We start from the raw sequence: 21,078 nt of genomic DNA, 5'->3' as shown, positions 1-21,078 counted from the left end.
TTCTATACGCCAATGACGGAAAATTAGATTTAAAACAGGCTGCCCCAGGCTTTCTGCACCCGCGCCTGATAACGCTGATTGTGGACTGGGGTGGCTGAGTGATAACGGCCAATTCCATGCCACAGGTCGCCTTCTGATTGTTTGATCGACCGCTGGAGGATCCAAGCACCCACCTGAACGTTATAGCAGGCGTCATCACGCAATCTGAGGTAAGCCTGATCGCGATCGCCGTTAAAATGGGCGCGCGCAACCAGATCCAGCCAAGCACCGGTGTTGATCTGCATCACGCCGAGATCTTCGGTGCGGTTGCGATTTTTAGCCGCAATACCGGGGGCACCGCCTTCAACCTTAATGACCGCGACCAATAATTCGGGCGGTAACTGATGGACACTGGCGGCCTGAATAACGCAGGCAGCCAGCACGGAACTTAATGTAGACATAGCAACAAAAACCCTATCTTATAATCACTTAATACAGCAGTGCGGGTAGCCCCAAACACAGCAGAAAACTGGCGGCAAGGGCCGGCCCCATCGGCACCATCAATTGGCCGCGTGTCCGTGCGGGCAGGGCCATCAGGATAAAAATGGCGGCGGCGATAAAGAGAAATTGTGGGATTTTAGCAAACCCCAGCCAAGCTCCGGCGGCAGCCGATAAGGCAATATCACCGCCCGCTAACACATCAAGTCGCCGCCAACGCCCGACAATTGCCATGCACAACCACATCAGCGTGAAACCGGCAAAGCCACCTAAAACCCGTTCGGCCACGGATGGTTCAAAGGGGGACACCAACAAGCCAGCCCAGAATAAGGGCAAGGTCACCACCGCCGGCAGCCAGGTTTCACGCCAGTCTATTTCAGCCAAAAACAGCAGCACCTGCCACAGAATGCAAGCGGCTACCCCTTCGGCATTTGGGCCAAACCAGCTCAGTGCGATCACCCAGCCCAGTGCGCCGATAGCCTCCATCAATGGGTGGGTAACCGACACTCGAACGCCACAATCAGGGCAGCGCCCTTTGGCTAAGAACCACCCGATGATGGGCAGTAAATAAGCGAAACGAATACGTTGTCCGCAACTGTCACAGTGGGAAGCTGGCGCGCAGAGGGTGAGTCCGCTGATCGGTTGCTCGCGCCAGCCCATTTGGTGCGGTAAGCGGTACACCGCCAAACGACCAAAGCTGGTTAAGATCGCCCCTAATAACGCGGCAAAGGATAATAGCCAGGCAGGTGGCAATGTGGTCAGATCAAATAACATCATGATTAGCTATTTCTCATTTCAACATGCCGTCGGGCTTTGACTTTGTTTCATGCAAACGATCATTGGCGCGTTATGGTCTTGGTTGTCACTCGCGGCGGGATCAATATTAAAAATATGTCCGTTAATATCTATCATGTTCTCAGCAGTCTTATTATATAAGCCAGCACCGACGACATCTTGTTCCGCCCAGGCGTGTTGGATCATACCGACTGGCGGCAACCGCATTTGGGCTATGGCTTTCTCATTGGAAAGTACAGTAACAATCACGTCTCCGTTCATGCTGCCATAGGAGATCATCCCGGCACTGTTTAGAAATAATTCTCCGTCGCGATTAACCCGATCCAGATAACGCTCAAATGATGCGTAACCAATATCACCATTGCAGCTGCTCGGATTTTCACCACAATAGTCCACCACCGCCCGATGCTGAATTTGTACCATACGGGCAATTTGGGCCGCCGATTGCTGTTGGCTCTCAGTGAGTAAATCCTCGCTGAGTAACAGCATCGGTGTGATTGCCAATAATATGAACATGGGTAACACAATGATCCACATAGCTAATTACTCAAATATCGACCGGCAACTGGCCACGCTGGATGCGCATCTGCTGCGCCTCAATGTCGGAGCTGAGGTGTTCGAGCTTACCGCCCCGGATCTTGGCACGCAGGCCGTGTTCATTACCAAAGCACAGCATTTCGGCGACGAGTTTACGCTGTCCTGGTTTTTCGGGATCTGGCACTAACTCTTGCTGGATCACGGCGGCCAAACCGTCGGCGAGTATGGAGCGCGCCAACTCTTGCGAACCGGAGCTGGCCGCTGCAATCTGTTGCAGTGCCATAATGGCCCCGGGAATAGAGCTGCCGTGAATGGTTGCCAGAACCAAATGGCCGTTGACTGCGGCACGGATAGCTTCATTAGCGACTTTAGGTGCCCGGATTTCGCCCAACATGATATAGCGCGGGTTATAGCGCATGGCGGCGATCATGGCGGTTTCAAATCCGCCGGCGGTATGGGCATCTATCTGGTACCAAAGCCCCTGACCTTTATCGCCGTAAATGCCTTGCACCGGAATTTCCGGTGGATCTTCGACGGCAACAGCAATATCGCCATTGATGGTCACCAACTGATTCAATAACGAATACATCGTGGTGCTTTTACCGGAACCTGTGGCGCCAGCAATTAGCACCAGACCGGAGGTTTTACCCAATTTCAACAAGGTTTCAGCCATCGCCGGGGGCAGACCCAATGAGTTCAATGGCGGAACAGGGTATTTGGGGCGACGCATGAAATATCCTGAACCATCAATGGTATCGATACGGGCAACCCGATAAGGCACACCATCGTGACGGAAAAAGAATTCTTTATCGCGCGCTTCACTGTTGATCGCATTGAGAATAGCCACAATATCACCGTGAAAACCGGCTGGAACGGCGATGATTGGCCCTTTATAACCGACCACATGGCGTAAAAAACCCCGGCCATCCGGCCAAAGCATCAGGTCGGAAAAACTTAAGTCGCGTATTTTGCCATTGACCACATGGGAGTGATCGACATCCTCCACGACACTCTGTGCCGCGGGAGCTGCGACTGGCGGCACGGCAGGTTGATACTGGCTCTGGGGTGCAGCGCTTGGCAATGGGCTATCGGCCTGCGGCTGTGGCGGCAACGAGTTTTCCGGCTGCGAGCCAAACTGAACTTTGGGTCTGGATGATTTGAAAAAAGACATAATAATTTTACTCAATTTTAAATAGGGTTAATTTCGTGCTTAGCGAGTTGCGGCATCACTTAATTGTTGCTGCAATTCAAACATCCCGGCAGCAAGCCACATAAATATCAGCCCCATAATGACGATGGCGATATTTCGAAATACATCCAGTTGCCGATTAATACCGACCACCGCGTCATCCAACCACTCGCGCGAGAGCTTATTGAGCATGTCATCGAAACCAGCCAACGCGGAATAAGAGCGAATATCGATGATCATTTCCCAACTGGGGAAGTTCAAACCGGTACGATGCAGGGCATCACCAATATTGCGCGCGCCATTCAGCATTTGCAGGCGAGTCGCCAATAATCTTTCCCGATACCAAGGGGATGCGTTACGGGCCAATATTTGCAAAGCATCGGGTACCGAAATACCGGCATTCAATAACGCGCTAAAGGAAATAAGAAAATTGGAGCCAATGACTAATCGATAAATACTCCAAGGCGGAAAACGATCAAATACGCGTCTGATTTTGCCGGTCCAAATTGCCATGGTGCTGAGAATGACAATCACCATGATGATCAGGAAGATGACTAAGGGCAGCAAACCGGTCTGCACAAATTCAGCCATCAGTGCCATGGTATGGCCGGTGCCTTGCCAGCGCTCTTTCGGCAAGATGGCATCAAATGCCGGTACTACTTGAGTACCAAAAATGTACATATATAGGCCGGTAGTACACATTAGGAACAGGGGATAAACCAAGCCTGCCAGCGCTGAACGGATACGTTTACCTGCGGTATAAACAAAAAGGACATCTTGTACCGCTTGGTCAAATCGGCCGGAAATTTCACCGGCTTCCAACAGTGAAATTTCATTTTTAGGTGCCCACCCCTGTAAAGCGCGGGCAAAAGGTTGCCCGTTCAGCACGGTTCTACGCCACTGTTCAACCGCTTGAGCCTTCGGGTTATCGGGTTTGGTACCATCAACGGAAAGATGCAAATGAATTTCCGCTAGTGCTTGGGTGATTGGGACGCCGTTGGCAATAAACTTGCCCAGCTTTTCATAAATTCCCATCCGAGTTTTCGCGTCCATATTCCATTTGGCAAAACGCAGTGCAAGCCCGGTGAGCTTACTATCGTTTTTCAATGTTGCTTTGCGTGGCGCGGCCTTACGGCGTAAAAAATCAAACATATTTATCACTTCAGATTAATTAACGCAGTGCGTCTTAAGGGCGTTAGGCCACGGAAGGGGCCAAGGAGATCGACCACATCACGAGGCGCAACATCGCCGCTGATCATGTGTAGCCAACCGTGTTCCATCATGGTGATCCCGCCCAGATGTTCTTGCCAATGGAGCAGAGCTTTTGCACGATCGCCGGAATCCATCAAGGTGAGAAACTCCTGATCCGGACAAATAGCTTCAGCCAGAATGGTGCGGCCTGAATACCCGCCGGAACATTGCGGGCAGCCCGCCAGATTGGCTTGCCTGATGTGTTCGACATAGCCTTCGCTGGCATCGGCAAAGCCGGATAGGCTGTGGGTTAATACTTCTAACTCAACTTTATCAATGGGTTGGCTGCACGCGGGACACAGTTTTTTGATCAGACGCTGGGCGGTCAAACCACAGAGCAACGTGGGATCGGTGAGTTTATAGCGATCGACACCTTGATCTCGCAGGCGGTCGAAGATCGACATCGCGCTATTGGCATGCAGAGACGTCCATACCTGATGGCCAGTCATCGCCGCAGTAAATACAAGATTGATGACCTCACGATCGCGTGCTTCGCCGGGCATGATGACATCCGGGTCAGAACGCAACGCTGCTGTGATGGCTTTGCGATAGGCCATGCCGCGCTCTTCTTCGCTGTCTACGTTGGTGACTGGAAGTTGGGCCGCGCCATAGATCTCATATTCAGGCGGATCTTCGATAGTCAAAATGTTAATCATCTGCCGACGCTCGCGGTACAACAGTTCCAACACCAATTTTAGGGTGGTCGACTTCCCAGAGCCGGTGGGGCCGGAGATAATATTGATCCCCTCCGGGACCAGACGCATATTGGCTAAGCATCGTAATTGCTGAGGGTGTAAACCCATTGAATCGAGAGACATTTGATTCTCTCTGTCCCAGCTATTTTCCGCATACAGCAAGCGGGCGATCATGTAGCGCCCACCATTGCCCATGGGGTTTAACTGTAAACGGACAGCCTGCAACCCTTTGGGGAGTGGGGTACTGGTGGTCGAAATACGTGCGGCTTGATAGTCATACAGCCGATAGGTTGAATCCGATGCATCAGCCATGTTGTAAGCAGAAGCGACCAATTCGTGAGCGTATGCAGCTTCAACCTGTCGAATATTGCGCATTTCGCCATGGGCACGAAATTTAATGTCTGCTTCAAATGAATGGACATAAATGTGGATATCACTGACCGCCAGATCAGCGGCTTCCTTCAACAGGGCAAGCCAGTCACGCTGCATGGGGGTGATCTGATCCAACTTGTGGGTCGGCTCGCCGAACTGTTTCTCTGCTTCACCATAAAGCTGACGGATAATTTCGATCGCTACAGGTTTTATCGTGGTGATCGCAATACCTTTACGGCGCGCTAATTCACGCACTAACAAAATCTGGGGGTTAGTCTGATTCTCAAGGTCTATTAGCAAGGTGCCATCAGCAAACAGCAGCGCCACACGGCGCTGACTGTCGGATAGTTCAAGCTTACCGCCCGGCACTGACACAATGGTGTCCACGTTATTAAACCAAGTTTGCAGGTTTGCAGTGGAAGTGTCATGTGTATTAGGGGGTTGGGTCTTCATGGTATTTCAACTCATCTATTAATGTGCAAAGAACGGCAATTGCACTTGTTCGTTATCACCCTGACGCGCAATCACAGTTTGATTGGTGACATTGATGATGTGCCAGTTACCCGGCAAAACATTCCCTTTGCGGACGGTCATTTCACCGTAACCGGGAACCATAATACGTGCCTGACGATTTTTGCTGACGCCCATTAGCGCCATGATGTAAGGGCTGGCACCTTCGCGCTGGGCACCGCCGCGCAAGGCCATCAATTCGGCCCGCAACTTCATGGTTTCCAGCTCTTGCTTCATCTCCAGCGCTTCACGCTGGTTGCGCTTCATCCCTTCCAATTCATTAATGTAAGAGGAGATATCTGCTTGATCGGGAACGTCATCATCCGCATTCAACGGCGCATTCAGCGGTTGATTGGGCGCGCTGGATGTGGCGGCCGGTGGCGGTGAATTGGCGTCGGTGCTCAGCGCGTTAACCGCAGGTGAACTGATTAATGCCATCGCGACAATCAGAGCAGGGATAGGGGCGCGAAAATGTGGGAATTTAGGCAATGTTGCTTTCACTTTAATATCCTCGTGAGTTCTTTAAATTTTCTAATTCTTGGGCTGTGGGTTGCAGGCGCTCATAAATTTCACCGCTCAATGACCAATAGTTGGTATGCGGATCGAAAGTGACTTCCTGAATCAATGAGGCAGGAATTTTGCCAAACAACGGCAGGTAGACACTGGGGTTAGGGGTGTCTTTCAGCGCATAACGAATACTGGTCCAATAAAGCTCTTTCTGGCCGGAGGTAAACTGAATCGGCGTAAACAGCTCGTCGAACTCGGTTTGCAGGTAGCGCTGGGCTTTCTTCACCGACACACCAGGACTGTCGGGTGCATAACGCGGGAGATCACTCAAAGACCAAACCAAGGATGATTCTTTGTCGCCCTCAGCAACCGCGGGTTTACTGGGTAAACGCGCCGCCATGGTTTGCAGCCAACTGTTGGTGCCCCCAGAACGAATTAGGCTAAAGGTGACCGACGTGCCATCACAGCGGCCAACTCCCTGAGACCAACCGGGTATTTTGTTGGCTTCATTGGCATAGGCCAGCAACCCTTTGACACAGGCTTTCAGTGTGGCACTGGCTTGGGGTTTCCCTGCCCAAGGCATGGGAGGGACGACAATTTCGTCATCCGCATGGGGGATGCCAGCAGAACGTGCCTTTAACCGCTCCAATTCTGCTAGGTGCGCTTGATATTGTTGATAACCATATAAACTTGCCCCCGCGAGTAACGAAATGACCACCGCAGTGGCTATCATCGGTGTCAGGCTCTTCTTCAACGGGCGCAGGCGAACTTTGCTGGTACCGATCAATTCACCGAGCGGACTACCTACCAAGCTATTTTCAACGTAGAAGTCAGCCGGGCAGATAATCTCTTCCCACTTGTCGCTTAGCCGCGCGTTATCAAACTCAGCGCGGATTTCGTCGACATCGGCCACCGCTCGATCATAAACAATGGAGCCATCCGAACGTACCCCAACCAGCCACCACACGTTATCGTCTAGCAGCCAGACGCCCAGCAATGAGCCGTTAAGCTGTTCTGCCAGAGCTGCCGCAAGAGAAGGCAGTTTAGGGGTGTGTCCTAATTGACTGTCACCGATGGCAAATTGATCATTCCAGACCCCATGCCCTGGACGCAGTGCTAACAGGGTGCTCCCCATTCGCTCTGCGGCAATCTTGGCTTCCTGAAGTAACTTTCCGTTACCTTCTGCCATATTCCACAGCAAGCTGACGGCATATTTGCGACGGCCTAGCGGTACGACACCATGTAGCAGTGCCATACCCTGCTGTGATACGAATGTATTCGATTGCAGATCCATAATGACCTCTAGTTTAATGAGGCTAATTCAGCAGTGTGATCCAGTACGACAGGTGTAATGCAAATAACCAGAATTTCACGGCTCTGCTGGCCTTTACGATTACCGCCTAATAACTTAAAGTTGGCTGAGCCCTGACCGCTGTCACCGGAGTTATTGAGCACTTGTTCAAAGCCGGCCATAACTAAAGTGGATCCGTTGTTAACCATGCCAGATTGGATAAATGAGCGTTGGTCGACATTGGGCAATTGCATTTTTGTCCCGTTGTTATCAATGATAACGGTTTCAAAACCGTTATCCTTGCCGACTAATGTTGAGATATTCATGTTGTATTGCATCAACACTTTGCCGTCATCCATTACGTTTGGCAGGATATTCATTGAGAAACCTGCGGTGACCATACTGGACTCTGCGGTGGTGGTAGTTTTGTTATCGTTCATTTCCACTTTGACTGCGGAAACATAACCACGGGAATTAGACACCTGAACCGGTACTGGTTGACCTGACATGGTGGTGACATTGGCGGTGGTGACGACGCTGACATCCCCGTTTTGCTCTAACATATTCAGCACTGCTTTACTGCCGTCAAAACGGCCACCGGTGATACTGGAGGTCAGTGAGCCGACAAGATTACTACCATCGGAAAGCATGGCGGTTGAGCCGACGCCATACTGGGCAACCCCGGTTTTAAATTTGGCGGTTAAGTCAAACTGCCAATTAGAATTACGGTCAACATTAAAGCTATAAACATCAACTTTAATGGCGACTTGGCGTAATAATTGCTTGTTAGCTTCTTGAATCTGGCGGCCAACCCGATCAACCACTGACGCCGGTGCAGTGACGGTGATCGAGGTATTCGTTGGGGAAACGGTATAGGTACCGTTATCACCAATGGAGTTTTTCAGATTGGCTTCAAGCTCTTTCCAAAAATCCAATTTGACTTTAATGGATGAGGTTTGTGTGGAGCCGGCATTCATTGAACTGCCTTTGTCACTCTCTTTGCCCGTTAAGCCACCGGTCATGCTGGCGCTAGAGTCCAGTACGGTTGGCATCGAGGCCAGTTTAAAGGTGCGGGTGATATTACGAGAGAACTGGATGCGGCCATCGTGGTAGCTCCAGCCAATATCGTAGTAGGCCGCAGTGGTGTTCAGGAAGCCAGACAATGAGCCGTTGTAGTTAACCCGCATTTTTTCCCGGCTAATATTGGGGACTTTACCAGCGAATACGGTGGGTACTTCCGCGTTTTGTGGCGCATTGATGGCTTTAGGCAAGGCTGCGTCCAGCGCGGCAGCAATGGCACCGGCTTCGGTCGACGGAGCTGCGGCCGGGGCAGCGGCTGCTACGGGAACACTTTTAACCTGATAAATGTCACTGGAGAATGACACTGGAATACCGGTGGTTTCAAAAATCAAATCACCAATCGCCATCAAGCTCTGTGCATCAGGGGTCGCTAAACGAATACCATCACGCTCCACGGAGGCAGGAAGCACCTGTCCGCTTTGGCGTTTCATTGCCGTGGCACCCAGGTAAACCCCCGAACGTACTGGGACGACGCTGGTGTCAGCTTTGGGCATCGGTTTTTCGGCCATTTTGGTCAGCTTTTCGGTGCGCTGTAGGGTATCTTTATTCTGGTTTGTCGCATTGTCATAAGTGGTACTGCTACAGCCTGCAAGCGTCATGCACGAGAGCAAAACAGTTATTTTTGTATTCAACATTTTATTAATTCTCGTTACTTATTATAAATATTTTATAAATAGTCTGGTGTCAGCGATAATTACCGGGCCTGATTACTCACTTTTAGAACGTAATTACCTTGGTAAAGCTCAGGATATAAATTCGGATTGATATCACCCAATGCGGTGAATAATTGTTTAACCGCAGAAATATAATCCCCTTTAAAACTGGCATTGGCCTGAATTAAATAACTGTATTCAGAATCCCACACTAATGACCAGCCTGCTGCGGTGCTCCAGCTATCCAGCTGTGCCCGCAAATCGGTGCCGCGGGTGATCTGCCAGATTTTTTCCGGCGCGGTATAGGTATAGGCGCTACCGCTGGCCTTTGGCGCAGGTTGGCTTTGCTGGAATACCGGTTTAGGTTGAATTAATTGAGGCCCTGATGAGCTATCTTTATTACCGAGCATTGACGATGTTTTTTTCTCTGGCTGTAAAAAACGTTTATTTGAATCTGGCTGGGCGCTGGTATTGACTGGTTGAGCATGTACTGCGCCAATCAGGCCGAGGCATAATGGTATTGCCAGCAAGGTATTCTTTTTATATTGCATATTGCGTCCATTGGATAAAAGTCTATCCGTAATTGGGTCATGAAAAATACGGAAATAATGCATTCTTATTGGTTATTTAAATGTCCACTCAATATCAACCGAACGATTAGCTGAACCACCGGCTTCACAAGCTGTTGCTACTTGGAGACCTGTGAAAGAACCTAATGTCAGAGGGGCGCTGCCGACTTTCAAGCCAATAAGCGAATTACCAAGATCGACACTGGCCATGGCTGTACAGGCAGAAAGCGATAACGCCTGAAAAGTGATGGTGTAATTGGTCGGCACCGAACCTGGTCCAACCAGTACTTGTCCACCCCACGGATTGATTATTGTGGCACCCGTTCCTTGGCCATCGATAAACGAGCGCGGGATTGCCGCCGTCATTGTCAGCTCTTTGCTACTTAGGCCTGCATAACTAGGACGTGTAGAATAAACTGACTGGACTGCTGATTGCACCGAGCCCAGCAAGCCTTGGGCGCGCTGGATTTTATTACTCTCGGCTGCACTGTTGTAATACATCACGGCACCGGCGATAACTACGGCCGACAGTGCCAGTACCATGGAGGCCTCAATTAAGGTTAAACCTTGCTGAGATTTTTTTACGTTGTTTTTTTTCAAACCATTAATCAATTTCATTGTTTACTACCTTAAAAACGAAGAGGACATTAAGCCTTTGGAAAAGACACAAAGAACGGTGGATATCAATGACCCTGATATTCTTTGCATACGAGGACATTACTTAATAAAAAGCTGCGAGCAGATTAAGTTTTATACTGATTGGGGTCTGTAGGTTGAGTGTGTATTTACTGTAGGAATTTTCCATTTTTTAAGTGGAAAATATTTATTTACTCATGTTCCTTCATTGATACTGGCAGGGAGATATTAACGAGAAACACTGCCTTAGGGGGATTTCGGTAGCGCCAGCCGATGCCAATCAATAACAGTGTGGCGAGTGGTAGGCAGCGGAACCGAACAATGACCACCGTCTTGGTTATCCATAGTAAGGTTAATAATTTTTCATGTTAATGATAGGGCAATGGGAGGGTAATCTTGAGATAATGATTTTTCTCTGAGGAATATAACCATTTCCTACGGACAACATGCAGTTAGAATTGATATCATCCTGACAATTAGGAACGCATGTAATATTTATAAATTACTGTGCGTGAAAAGAAATGCAGTGAAGTATCCTATGTTTTAAGGATTTATTTTTATCAATGTTTATTAGAGTCGCTCTCTCTTGTGTACCCTTACAGATAACACAAGAGAGAGGTTGACTTGTTTTACTCAACCATCTGGTAATGGTTAAATTTCCCTGGTGTTCGCCAAATGGCAACCTGATCTAATCGTGGATCAGGTTTTTTTTCTTATGTTCTGACTACGTAGAGAATTATATTTATTTTCTAGTTTGGTTAATAGTTACACTTAGGTCTAGTTAACGACTAAACTTTTATTTTAATTACGTATGCCAAACCTTCATTAGGAGCCAATTTGATGCCTGTTCCATCTTATGATAATGATATTATAAATAATTCAATAAAGAATTTTTTGAATAGAAAGATCAGTATCTATGGTGATTTTAAGTATTCATATTTTATCTTGAATAAGAAAAATCCTTCAGAGATGGAGATAATATCAAATTATCCTGAAGAATGGGTTGATATTTACAAAGGAAATAACTATCAACAGATTGACCCAGTAGTGATAACGGCATTAAATAGAGAATCCCCTTTTTCCTGGGACGAAAGTCTGGTGATCAGTTATGGTCTGAGGTTTTCGCAAATATTTAACTTTTCTAAAAAATATAATATTGTTAACGGTTTTACTTTTGTATTACATGATCATTATAATAATTTAGTGATGTTATCTATTATGAAGGATGAGTTTAGCTGTAATAAAATTGAGGATACCATTGAGAAAAATAAGGCTGAGCTACAAATGTTACTTATTCTTGCTCATGAAAAACGCACCTCCCTATACAGAGAGGTGGTTCGAGAAAGTGATCATAAAATAGCAAATAATAAAGAAATATTCTCTCAACGAGAAAATGAAATTCTTTATTGGGCCAGTAATGGTAAAACTTATCAGGAAATTTCACTGATTCTGGGGATAAAAACGGGCACAGTAAAATTCCACATTGGGAATGTAGTTAAAAAACTGGGAGTCCTTAATGCCAAACATGCCATTAAGCTAGGTGTTGAATTACAACTAATTAAACCTGTTTTTCAATGAGTGAAACGGATAGTGGCCATTGAGTTGTGGTGTTCATAAGAAAAGTATCATTATCGTTTATTTTATTTGCCAATAGATTATGATTTTCATGGTCTGTGGGTAAATAAACTAAATAGATGCGTTCATTTTTTTCTGATAATCCTCTTTCGATAATAGCTAGTTGCCAATTAGAGCGTTTTAGAATGGTCAGCATTGGGTGACTCACAATAGTATATATTCCTACATATGCATTTTTTATTGCATAATTAATCATCGAAAAAAACAGTATATTAGTGATTGGGTATTTGTTGTTTAATATCTCTTTTGCTCTTTTCTTATCTACAAAAAAACGGCTGGATTCAATATATTCCCCATCAGGAATATCAATCTTATCAAAATATGAAGCGAAGGTTCCTGTAATCATATTAGGATATTTTGTTTCTATAAAACGAACGCTGCAAATTATTTTACCATGGGCTACACCAAACAAATAATTGGTATTATCTGTGTCATATTGATCAAACTCCATTCCGTCTGTGCAATTCACGTCCCAATTTAACCTGTCTTTGAAGGTGTCATTTCTGAGTGAAAATAGCTCTTTTGATTTATTTTCAGACAACAATTTATAGTTTACATCAAATAGCTCTAACATTTTTTTTCCAATATGAAATTAACTTTAATAATGTCTAAATAAGACTGACTGGTGTTGTTACACGTAGGTGATTATAAATTTTTTTATTAAAAATGATTTGTTTGGGATGGGGTGTTGCTTTGTGCGCACTAAGAAATGCAAGCAATACAGTCAGTGATTGTATTGCTTGAGGGCGTAAGTGGATTACAGTTTACAATTCTTGACTAAATCCCAACCATTAGGACCATGTTTTTGGGTGCCACCGGCAGACTGCATAGTATTAGTTTCTACTTTAACACTGCTAAAAGCGAAGCTAAGATGTTCGATCGGCACATCACCTGCATTAACCGCTGAAACATGTAGGCGATTAATTATGCAGTTTTCATAGATCCAACGAACCATTTCATAATCTTTCCCTGCTTTTTTTGCGGTCAAAGCCACAATAATTTCTTTAATGGCAGTACCCTCAGCGACATTAATTAACAAAGCACCTGAGGTAGAGTCCATTTCTTTAGTGAAAGATACGTCATCAAATCCGGCGTTACCGCTTTTTAGTAAAGATTCACTATTACTAATTCCGACAGAGCTGTAGATACCTTGATCCAAATGATTAATTGCAATCCATTCTTTGTATCCAGCGTCCGTGACAGTACCTTTAATATCGGTGATTTTCATAAACAGTGTGTTAGCTTGGGCCATTAATTTTCTTCCCTTAAGTTATAATATTAAGAATTTGTAGATGCGGGTAATTCCGCCACTAAACGCAACGACATACTTAAACCTTCTAATTGAAAATGAGGTTTGAGGTAGGCAATTGCACGATAATGTCCTGGATGGCCAGGTATATCTATTACCTCTATTCGAGCTTCTCGCAATGGATGACTGGCCTTGATTTGTTGGCCGACATTATCCGAGCCTACAACATATTGGTTGATCCAGTTTTGCAGAAAATTCTGGCAGTCGGTTCTAGACATAAAACTGCCAACTTTATCGCGCACAATGACTTTCAGATAATGAGCAAAACGAGAAGTGGTAATAATGTATTGCAACTGACCTGATAATCTGGCGTTGGCATTTGCTAATTCTGAATCATATTTACGAGCTTTACTCAACGACTGCACGGCAAAAAATGCAGCGTAATCCGTGCCCTTGCAGTGAACCAATGGAATAAATCCTAGCTCTGCCAGCTCTTTTTCACGGCGATCAGAAATTGCAATCTCAGTGGGGCACTGCATGACTTTCTCGCCGGTTTGCGAAACATAATTATAGGTAGGCAGCGATTTTACCAATCCACCTCCTTCAACCCCGCGAATAGCTGCGCACCAACCATACTCTTCGAAAGCTTCAATCAAACGGCCCGCGAGTTCATATGCGGCATTGACCCATAAATAGCTGGCTTCTCCATTATTTTCATCGATCAATTCTTCAAAATTGAAACGTTCAACTGGTGTCGTCTTAGCGCCATATGGCAGACGACCAATAACGCGCGGAAGCGTTAACCCGACATAACGAGCATCTTCAGTCAGACGGAAAGATTTCCAGCGGGCATAATCTGAGGTATCAAAAAGCTTTGCCAAATCTCGTGGGCGATGCAGTTCCGAGAATCGGCCCAAGGCAAACATTCCCGCGTTAGCGGCACTCAGGAAAGGTGCATGAGCAGCGGCTGCAACATGAGAAATCTGTTCTAGTAATTGCACATCCTCGGGCAAAGCATCAAATTCAAAATCACCGACAAAAGCAGAGTAGGGTTCACCGCCAAAGGTGCCATATTCACTTTCATAGATAGATTTAAATAAGATCGACTGATCAAAATCAGATGCCGCTTTAAAGTCTTTGATCAAATCACGTTTGGTACAATTGAAAACCCTAATTTTGGTATTTTCAGTAACACTACTTTGCACCAATTTATGCAATCCATTCCAGGATGCTTCCATACGCTGGAAAACAGGATCTTGTAAGATTTTACTGATTTGAGCGGATAATATGGTATCAATTGCGGCAATGCGCTTTTCAATGCTACCCACTAAATCGCTGGAGACGACCAATGCACCTGATGCCGCTTCTACCAGCAGACTATCTAGTTGGCTTTTGATCTTACTGCGATCTGATTCTCGGCGAATTGCCTGACTGTCATCAATAATCTGGTCAAGAAAATCTATAGGTAAAGTTGTCGTTGCAGAAGTGCTCATCGTCTTTATGTCGTTCATTGGGGGTTCTCCTTTGAATCTATAAGTACCGCGTCTTCTGCTTGTCGGCTTTCCAATAACTCAAGTAGCCGCTCTTTTAGCCGTTCATTACTGGCTGTACGGCTACGCAAATCACTGAGTTGTTCCCGCAATTCAAGGAGGGCACGTAAAGGTTCAACTTGAAGCGCAATACTTTCCGGCGAAAAATCGTCCATAGAATTGAAAGATAGGGAGACAGACATTTGTCCCTCTTTTCCCGGCAATGCACTTTCTACTAATAACTCAACCGAAGGGTGCATACCGGTCATCACATCGTTGAAATTATCTTTATCTACATGAGTAAATTGTCTGGCACGTAACGGTTTTTCATCCTGAGCAAAATCACCAATCACGCCAATAACCAGTGGCAACTCTTTTTTGTTTTGTGCTCCTCCTATTTCAACGTCATAGGTGATTTGTACTCTTGGAGGCCTTGCTTTATCTAATTTACGTTGCGTGTTGCTCATTGCTATTTCTCATTTTGATCATATTCAAAATAAAACAGACTGATTGTTGAAGTTAAAGCATTGCTATCGCTATAAACACGATGTGCTTCATTTCAACAATTGCTACCAGATTAAGTTTTATATATCAGGTGTTTTGTATTGATTTTTGTATAAATTTATACTCTTGAACTGAGCGGTTTTTCTTACATGATGTATAAATTTTTTCGTGCCGATGCTAGGAGATTAACTATCAGCTTTATAATTATTAACAGCTATCAACAAGAGGAGCAAGTATTTTTGGCATTATTGGTTTTTTTTGATTTGTATTACTTATTTTGTTTGGATGGATTTATTTCTCATGAAATTGGTAATTATTCCTACATTAAATTTAATTTTAACCTACATAGAAAAATAGCTTTAGAATATAACATGCACATAGTCTTATTAGCTGATTTGTTTTGTATTCAACAGTAAAATCGTAATTGTCTGGTTATTACTGATTGAATAATTTATGAAATAAATGCCGTAATCTTATTGTAATGGATGGTAGTAGTATGACTTCATTGCTACAGCGTTTGTCTGATGATAACCCAAAACAACAGGGTGAGAATGTTGAGGTTACTGAGAGCAACTTTGAAGCTGAAGTCATGATGCTGCTATTGTCTCGACCCCGTTTTTCCGATGTAGAGAATATACCTGTTCTCAATTGCACAGTTCTTAATTATGGCATTGATGAGAATTTTTCTAGCGATATGCCTAAAGGTGAGCGTAAGTTTATTTTACAAGGTCGTCTTGAGACGGCAATTCGCCGTTTTGAACCTCGCTTAAAGAATGTCTCTTTTACCGTTGCCAATGAAGGTGTCGTGGGAATGATTTTTTTAATTGATGCGCATTATCAGAATAAGCCTGTGCACTATAAATTAATTTGGGACGATGCGATAAGCCGATTTTATTTGAGTGAGTAGTGATAATCATGTATGAAAATAAATTTCTCTCATACTATCAAAAAGAACTGACACACCTAAAAAAATATGGTGCGGCATTTTCTCGCCAATTTCCCAAAATTGCTCGCCGCTTGGGTATGTCTGACGGATTATCCGAAGATCCTCATGTAGAACGCATTATTGAGTCTTTTGCTTTACTGACTGCGCAAATTCAACAACGTCTTGATGAGGATATGCCAGAGGTCACGGATGCGCTATTAACGGTATTGGCACCACATTTATTACGTCAATTCCCCTCGGTTTGCATTATTCAGATGCTGCCTGATATTAAATCCAGCGCAATGACGGCTAAGAACTTAATCAAAAGTGGTACCGAGCTATTTTCGAAACCCGTTAATAGTCAGGTTTGTCGCTTTCGTACCCTATATCCCGTCATGCTCTTGCCCATGACTTTACAAAAAACGCAGCTTACTCTCAATGAAGATGATATGAGTTGGCAGCTTGAATTGGGTTTTACAGTTTGGCCGGGCGCAGTCGTAGAGGCTGATCGGATCCGTCTGTATATCAATGGTTCGATATCTATTGTCAACGTGTTATACAGTTTGCTGTGCAGTGAATTGAAATCGCTTTCTTTCGCTGCGAATGGAACTTGGTATCAGTTAACACCTGAAGATATTCAAGCGGTCGGATTTGCTTTTGGCGAAGGGCTACTGGACCGGGATTCTTTGATTTCGCCTGCTCATACTTTGCTGCAAGATTATTTTTTCTTTCCACAAAAATTCCATTTTATCGATCTGCCTTTACCGCCAAATTTCGTTGCGAGCAGCAACAGTGAATTAACCTATAGATTGGTATTTAATCACTGCCAAACTGCGCGTCTGCTGAATAATATCGCCAGTATTATCGACACAGATGTCTTCCGCCTTAACTGCACCCCGGCAATCAATTTGTTTGAACAGCGGGCAGAGCCTATCACTCCACATCATGAGATGGCTGAATATGCTGTTAAACCTGATGTTCGCTATAAATCGTCGATGGAAGTGTGGTCAATAGATAACGTCTATGCCTTACGAAAGCAGGGAAACGATATCGTCTCACGGCCAATTTATCCGCTGTTTGGACTCGATCATTCACGCAGCGATGGGGAGGCGGGGATTTTTTGGCAAGCGATACAGCGCAAATGGGTCGATGAGCAGGATGGAGCCCACAGCTGGTTTATTGCTTTTTGCGATCGTAGCGAACAGCCGCTGGAACCGGAAAGTGACATGGTCAGTATCTCACTGACCTGTACCAATGGTGATTTAGCCACATACTTGCTTAATGGCGACCCTGCGGGTGATTTTGAATCAGAACTGCCGCTATCGGGTGTAAAAATACAGGCATTGACCCGTCCAAGTGCCCCGCTGCGACCACCCATTAAGCAGGCGGCACGCTGGCGCTTAATTTCTCAACTGTCTTTGAATCATATGTTGCTCAATGGAGCCAGAGGCTGTCGGGTATTAAAGGAAACGCTGGCTCTGTACAACTTTAATAACAGCCCGACCAATGAACGATTGATTAACTTGATCGATCGTATTGAGGTCACGCCAGTCACTGCTCGTTTGGTGGCTAATGATCCCCGATCCATGGCTCGGGGTGTGCAAGTCAGAATTACGTTTACTGATGCTGCGGGTGATGAGCCGGGTTATTTCTTGTTGTGCCGTTTTCTGGATCACTTTTTGGCGCTCTATGCTCCGGTGAACAGCTTTTCCCGTGTGGTCACCTCTATTGGTTCACAGGAAGAATCTTTGCGCCAGTGGCCAATACGAGCAGGGCGGTTGGCATGGATGTAAAACCGCTGTATAGCCGCCACAGCTTTTTTCAGCAAGTGAGGGTGATGTTACAAAAACTCTCTCGACAAAAAAAATTGCCACCTGCGGAAATTCTGACCGACCACCTGAGGTTTATTTCTCCTTTGTCACTGGATGCTGGTCATGGAGAAATTGGCGACGTTAGCCTTACTCAAGATCAACAATGGCAGATTGAAGTTTTTGCCTACGGCATGACGGGGGCTATCGGTGCGTTGCCTACAGCCTATACCGAATGGCTAATCGACCGCTACTACCGCTACGGCGATACGGCAGGCAAGGCATTTCTGGATATCTTCAACCACCGTTTGCAGAGTCTCCGTTTCTTATCGTGGCAGAAATATCATTACTATGCGGCCAGTGAGTATATCGATAGCCCGCCGTTAAGCCAGGCGATCCGCGCATTGGCTGGCGTGCTACAGCAGTCAGCCGAATTTCAACAAGAAAAGTTTGCCGGTTTGCTAGTTCATCCGGTGCGTTCACTGGTCAATCTTGAGATCTGGCTACAGCAGCATTTTGCGGTGCCAGCCCAGATCACGCCTTTTACTGGAAGTTGGAAGTGGGTCGCTAGCGAGCTGTGTTGTCGATTGGGTCATCAGCAACAAGATCTGGGGAGCGCCCCGATGCTTGGTTCAGTGTGCCGCGATATTCAGAGCAACTTCACTCTGACACTGGGGCCGATTAAACGCGATGACGCGAATCTATTTCTTCCTGAAGGCCGACATTATCACCCGCTTTGGCACCAAATTGAAAATTATGTGGGGATCGGGTTGGATTTTGAGATTGATCTGCTGATTGATAATGAACAAAGCACGACGGCTGTTTTGGGGCTGGGCATTCTTGGGTTGGATATTTGTCTGGCGCAGCGTTATCCCGCTGTGTACCACAAAGTTCGTTTACCCGTATTGGATAGGTAAGGTAACGCTATGTCAGCTGGACAAAATAAACGTTTTATTCGCTGGTTAGGTAATGCAGCAAATGACATGTTGTTGCTTAAACTGACGGGCGAGGAGTCTATTTCGCAGCCTTATCAGTACAGCGCTCATTTCAGTTCCTCGCTTACGTCTACCCAGCTTAATGGCTATCTGGGAAAAGAGCTGGTTTGCCGTATAGGTGATACCGAGCGGGGACGCTATGTTCACGGCGTACTTACCGCCATGCAGGAAGTCAATGATAGCCAGAATATTAGTCACTATATCGGCCTTATTGAGCCGCGCATGGCATTGCTGCGTTTGGGCTGCAATTTACGCGTATTTCAAAACATAAATGTTCCCGATCTGGTGTGCCAATTATTGCGCGAGCACAACATCACCGATATTGATTTACGTTTACGCGCACAATACCCAGCACGTGAGTACTGTATTCAATATCGCGAATCAGATTTCAACTTCATCAGTCGGCTGCTGGAGCAGGAAGGCATTTACTATTTTTTCCTGCACAGCGAACAGAAGCACACCCTCGTTTTAGCTGACCATCCGGCCAACCACCCGGTAGCAAACCCCCGTGAATTGCCTTTTGACTCACAATCATCTAATCAAGACAAGTTTGGCGTTCATCACTGGAAAATGTACAGCACGTTAGCCGCGTCCAGCGTTAAATTACTGGGTTTTAATACTCAGCAAGCAAACAGCATTGCAGGGGAGTCGAACAGTAATAACCAGAATCAGGCGGTAGATACGGTCAGTTACATTGATTTTGTCGGGGATGAAAAACGGGATCACCTAACGACAACGGCTCAAGTGAAAATAGAGCAGTTGGAGGCCGATACTCAATTATTTAGCGGTGAAATAAGGAGTTATTGGCTGAGCTGCGGCGAGGTATTTGGCCTCACCAATCACCCTTCATGCCGTGGCGATTTCCGTATTAAATCGTTATCACTGCATGTGAGCAGTAATGTAAACGGTGATCTGGCGGATTGTAGTTGCTCAATTATTGCTCTTGATGGTGACAAAAAGTATCGAGCTGACGTCAGTACGCCAATACCCACACTCTCAGGGATTATCACGGCTAAAGTGGTCGGACCTGACTCAGAAGAAATTCATACTGATGAGCATGGCCGCATCAAAATTCAGTTTCACTGGGATCAGGAAAACCAGAAGGATGGTAGTAGCTCATGCTGGGTTAGGGTAGCGCAGCCTTGGGCTGGTGGCCGTTTTGGATCTCTGTTCCTGCCCCGTGTTGGCAGTGAGGTTATTGTCAGTTTTGTGCAGGGAAATGTTGATTATCCACTGGTGACCGGTGCTGTATTCAACGGCGAGAATAAGCCGCCATTTACGCTACCAGATGAAAAACAGATGAGTGGATTTGTAACGCGAACCAGTCAGGACGGTACTGTCGAGCAAGGGCATCGTTTGAGTTTTGACGATAGTAAAGATGCGGAGAAATTGACGATCATTTCGCAAAAAGACCTGCTATTGACGGTCAAAAACGATATGACCAGTGAGATCCAGCATGCAGCAAACCTCACTATTGGCACAGATCGCACCACCGAGATAACCAAAGGGAATGATGCACTGACCCTGAAACAGGGCGATTACTCGACCGCATTAGAGCAAGGAGATTATCGGCTTACTATCAAAGGTAGCCTGACTAGCCAACTTGAGGGTGGTGATCATCAATTGACGATTTCTGGCGGCGGCAGTGAGATCAGTGCGGATAAAACCTGCCTGTTGGAGTCCAGTCAAGGGATTGAATTGAAAGTCGGCAACAGCAAGATTTCCATCACCCCTGTCGGAATTACTTTAACAGCTACCACAATCAAAATTGAAAGTTCGGCCACGGCAGAACTAAAGGGAGCCATGGTCACTGTTCAGGGCGATGGAATGACTCAGGTGAAAGGCGGCTTGGTCATGATTGGCTAAGGATC

20 protein-coding genes are annotated in these 21,078 nt (G+C 46.0%); 5 read left to right on the top strand and 15 right to left on the bottom strand.

Annotated features, from left to right (window positions below):
• Positions 1-29: 29 nt before the first annotated feature.
• From HRD69_RS02770 to HRD69_RS02720, 11 genes are all read right to left on the bottom strand, one after another.
• Complete coding sequence (locus HRD69_RS02770) at positions 30-440, bottom strand: lytic transglycosylase domain-containing protein (protein ID WP_032813405.1); 411 nt, start codon at positions 438-440, stop codon at positions 30-32.
• A 28-nt stretch (positions 441-468) separates the two neighbouring features.
• On the bottom strand, positions 469-1,254 hold the full coding sequence (locus HRD69_RS02765; protein WP_050413176.1) for a prepilin peptidase: 786 nt from the start codon (positions 1,252-1,254) through the stop codon (positions 469-471).
• Between the two features lie 18 nt (positions 1,255-1,272).
• Positions 1,273-1,788 (bottom strand): hypothetical protein, encoded by a 516-nt coding sequence (locus HRD69_RS02760; RefSeq protein ID WP_152412078.1) that lies wholly within the window; start codon positions 1,786-1,788, stop codon positions 1,273-1,275.
• A 31-nt stretch (positions 1,789-1,819) separates the two neighbouring features.
• On the bottom strand, positions 1,820-2,980 hold the full coding sequence (locus HRD69_RS02755) for an ATPase, T2SS/T4P/T4SS family (protein ID WP_004874109.1): 1,161 nt from the start codon (positions 2,978-2,980) through the stop codon (positions 1,820-1,822).
• A 39-nt stretch (positions 2,981-3,019) separates the two neighbouring features.
• Complete coding sequence (locus HRD69_RS02750) at positions 3,020-4,150, bottom strand: type II secretion system F family protein (protein ID WP_004874110.1); 1,131 nt, start codon at positions 4,148-4,150, stop codon at positions 3,020-3,022.
• A gap of 5 nt (positions 4,151-4,155) precedes the next feature.
• A complete protein-coding gene (locus HRD69_RS02745; protein WP_032813406.1) occupies positions 4,156-5,769 on the bottom strand; it encodes a GspE/PulE family protein in 1,614 nt (537 codons plus the stop codon).
• A gap of 18 nt (positions 5,770-5,787) precedes the next feature.
• Positions 5,788-6,327 (bottom strand): hypothetical protein, encoded by a 540-nt coding sequence (locus HRD69_RS02740; RefSeq protein WP_004874112.1) that lies wholly within the window; start codon positions 6,325-6,327, stop codon positions 5,788-5,790.
• Position 6,328: 1 nt separating this feature from the next.
• Positions 6,329-7,627 (bottom strand): type 4b pilus protein PilO2, encoded by a 1,299-nt coding sequence (pilO2, locus tag HRD69_RS02735; RefSeq protein WP_004874113.1) that lies wholly within the window; start codon positions 7,625-7,627, stop codon positions 6,329-6,331.
• 8 nt (positions 7,628-7,635) lie between these two features.
• Positions 7,636-9,339 (bottom strand): hypothetical protein, encoded by a 1,704-nt coding sequence (locus tag HRD69_RS02730; RefSeq protein ID WP_080544989.1) that lies wholly within the window; start codon positions 9,337-9,339, stop codon positions 7,636-7,638.
• A 59-nt stretch (positions 9,340-9,398) separates the two neighbouring features.
• The gene (locus HRD69_RS02725) at positions 9,399-9,908 is read right to left on the bottom strand and encodes a toxin co-regulated pilus biosynthesis Q family protein (RefSeq protein ID WP_004874115.1); all 510 of its coding nucleotides are present in this window, start codon (positions 9,906-9,908) and stop codon (positions 9,399-9,401) included.
• 72 nt (positions 9,909-9,980) lie between these two features.
• Positions 9,981-10,544: a type 4 pilus major pilin gene (locus HRD69_RS02720; protein ID WP_004874116.1), complete on the bottom strand. Its 564-nt coding sequence runs from the start codon at positions 10,542-10,544 to the stop codon at positions 9,981-9,983.
• A gap of 858 nt (positions 10,545-11,402) precedes the next feature.
• Here HRD69_RS02720 and HRD69_RS02715 point away from each other — a divergent pair.
• The gene (locus HRD69_RS02715) at positions 11,403-12,140 is read left to right on the top strand and encodes a helix-turn-helix transcriptional regulator (protein WP_050538124.1); all 738 of its coding nucleotides are present in this window, start codon (positions 11,403-11,405) and stop codon (positions 12,138-12,140) included.
• Here the strand turns inward: HRD69_RS02715 and HRD69_RS02710 are convergent.
• The 4 genes from HRD69_RS02710 to tssB all read right to left on the bottom strand — a co-directional run bounded on the left by HRD69_RS02710 (position 12,121) and on the right by tssB (position 15,442).
• A complete protein-coding gene (locus HRD69_RS02710) occupies positions 12,121-12,771 on the bottom strand; it encodes an acyl-homoserine-lactone synthase (protein ID WP_032813408.1) in 651 nt (216 codons plus the stop codon). The two genes, HRD69_RS02715 and HRD69_RS02710, sit on opposite strands and share 20 nt — an antisense overlap.
• A gap of 183 nt (positions 12,772-12,954) precedes the next feature.
• On the bottom strand, positions 12,955-13,449 hold the full coding sequence (locus HRD69_RS02705) for an Hcp family type VI secretion system effector (RefSeq protein ID WP_004874118.1): 495 nt from the start codon (positions 13,447-13,449) through the stop codon (positions 12,955-12,957).
• A 26-nt stretch (positions 13,450-13,475) separates the two neighbouring features.
• Positions 13,476-14,957, bottom strand: a complete 1,482-nt coding sequence (tssC, locus tag HRD69_RS02700) for a type VI secretion system contractile sheath large subunit (protein WP_032813410.1) — start codon at positions 14,955-14,957, stop codon at positions 13,476-13,478.
• A complete protein-coding gene (gene tssB, locus HRD69_RS02695) occupies positions 14,954-15,442 on the bottom strand; it encodes a type VI secretion system contractile sheath small subunit (protein ID WP_004874120.1) in 489 nt (162 codons plus the stop codon). Before tssB ends, tssC begins: the two co-directional genes overlap by 4 nt.
• Positions 15,443-15,975: 533 nt before the next feature.
• Here tssB and HRD69_RS02690 point away from each other — a divergent pair.
• From HRD69_RS02690 to HRD69_RS02675, 4 genes are read left to right on the top strand one after another with little or no spacing between them, the layout of a single operon-like run.
• Positions 15,976-16,386 (top strand): GPW/gp25 family protein, encoded by a 411-nt coding sequence (locus tag HRD69_RS02690; RefSeq protein ID WP_004874121.1) that lies wholly within the window; start codon positions 15,976-15,978, stop codon positions 16,384-16,386.
• Between the two features lie 8 nt (positions 16,387-16,394).
• Positions 16,395-18,197 (top strand): type VI secretion system baseplate subunit TssF, encoded by a 1,803-nt coding sequence (tssF, locus tag HRD69_RS02685; RefSeq protein ID WP_004874122.1) that lies wholly within the window; start codon positions 16,395-16,397, stop codon positions 18,195-18,197.
• A complete protein-coding gene (tssG, locus tag HRD69_RS02680) occupies positions 18,188-19,129 on the top strand; it encodes a type VI secretion system baseplate subunit TssG (protein ID WP_032813413.1) in 942 nt (313 codons plus the stop codon). Before tssF ends, tssG begins: the two co-directional genes overlap by 10 nt.
• Before the next feature lie 9 nt (positions 19,130-19,138).
• Positions 19,139-21,073: a type VI secretion system Vgr family protein gene (locus tag HRD69_RS02675; protein ID WP_004874124.1), complete on the top strand. Its 1,935-nt coding sequence runs from the start codon at positions 19,139-19,141 to the stop codon at positions 21,071-21,073.
• Positions 21,074-21,078 lie beyond the last annotated feature (5 nt).

The organism is Yersinia mollaretii ATCC 43969, assembly GCF_013282725.1.
GTDB classification, from domain to species: domain Bacteria; phylum Pseudomonadota; class Gammaproteobacteria; order Enterobacterales; family Enterobacteriaceae; genus Yersinia; species Yersinia mollaretii.
The sequence above is the reverse complement of the archived record's forward strand: the minus strand, read 5'-3'. Positions and strand labels throughout refer to the sequence as shown.

Bases quoted from the DNA above. Each gene is read 5' to 3' on its own strand.
- HRD69_RS02770 (WP_032813405.1), bottom strand. From the start codon at position 440: ATGTCTACATTAAGTTCCGTGCTGGCTGCCTGCGTTATTCAGGCCGCC.
- HRD69_RS02765 (WP_050413176.1), bottom strand. From the start codon at position 1,254: ATGATGTTATTTGATCTGACCACATTGCCACCTGCCTGGCTATTATCC.
- HRD69_RS02760 (WP_152412078.1), bottom strand. From the start codon at position 1,788: ATGTTCATATTATTGGCAATCACACCGATGCTGTTACTCAGCGAGGAT.
- HRD69_RS02755 (WP_004874109.1), bottom strand. From the start codon at position 2,980: ATGTCTTTTTTCAAATCATCCAGACCCAAAGTTCAGTTTGGCTCGCAG.
- HRD69_RS02750 (WP_004874110.1), bottom strand. From the start codon at position 4,150: ATGTTTGATTTTTTACGCCGTAAGGCCGCGCCACGCAAAGCAACATTG.
- HRD69_RS02745 (WP_032813406.1), bottom strand. From the start codon at position 5,769: ATGAAGACCCAACCCCCTAATACACATGACACTTCCACTGCAAACCTG.
- pilO2 (WP_004874113.1), bottom strand. From the start codon at position 7,627: ATGGATCTGCAATCGAATACATTCGTATCACAGCAGGGTATGGCACTG.
- HRD69_RS02730 (WP_080544989.1), bottom strand. From the start codon at position 9,339: ATGTTGAATACAAAAATAACTGTTTTGCTCTCGTGCATGACGCTTGCA.
- HRD69_RS02725 (WP_004874115.1), bottom strand. From the start codon at position 9,908: ATGCAATATAAAAAGAATACCTTGCTGGCAATACCATTATGCCTCGGC.
- HRD69_RS02720 (WP_004874116.1), bottom strand. From the start codon at position 10,544: ATGAAATTGATTAATGGTTTGAAAAAAAACAACGTAAAAAAATCTCAG.
- HRD69_RS02715 (WP_050538124.1), top strand. From the start codon at position 11,403: ATGCCTGTTCCATCTTATGATAATGATATTATAAATAATTCAATAAAG.
- HRD69_RS02710 (WP_032813408.1), bottom strand. From the start codon at position 12,771: ATGTTAGAGCTATTTGATGTAAACTATAAATTGTTGTCTGAAAATAAA.
- HRD69_RS02705 (WP_004874118.1), bottom strand. From the start codon at position 13,449: ATGGCCCAAGCTAACACACTGTTTATGAAAATCACCGATATTAAAGGT.
- tssC (WP_032813410.1), bottom strand. From the start codon at position 14,957: ATGAACGACATAAAGACGATGAGCACTTCTGCAACGACAACTTTACCT.
- tssB (WP_004874120.1), bottom strand. From the start codon at position 15,442: ATGAGCAACACGCAACGTAAATTAGATAAAGCAAGGCCTCCAAGAGTA.
- HRD69_RS02690 (WP_004874121.1), top strand. From the start codon at position 15,976: ATGACTTCATTGCTACAGCGTTTGTCTGATGATAACCCAAAACAACAG.
- tssF (WP_004874122.1), top strand. From the start codon at position 16,395: ATGTATGAAAATAAATTTCTCTCATACTATCAAAAAGAACTGACACAC.
- tssG (WP_032813413.1), top strand. From the start codon at position 18,188: ATGGATGTAAAACCGCTGTATAGCCGCCACAGCTTTTTTCAGCAAGTG.
- HRD69_RS02675 (WP_004874124.1), top strand. From the start codon at position 19,139: ATGTCAGCTGGACAAAATAAACGTTTTATTCGCTGGTTAGGTAATGCA.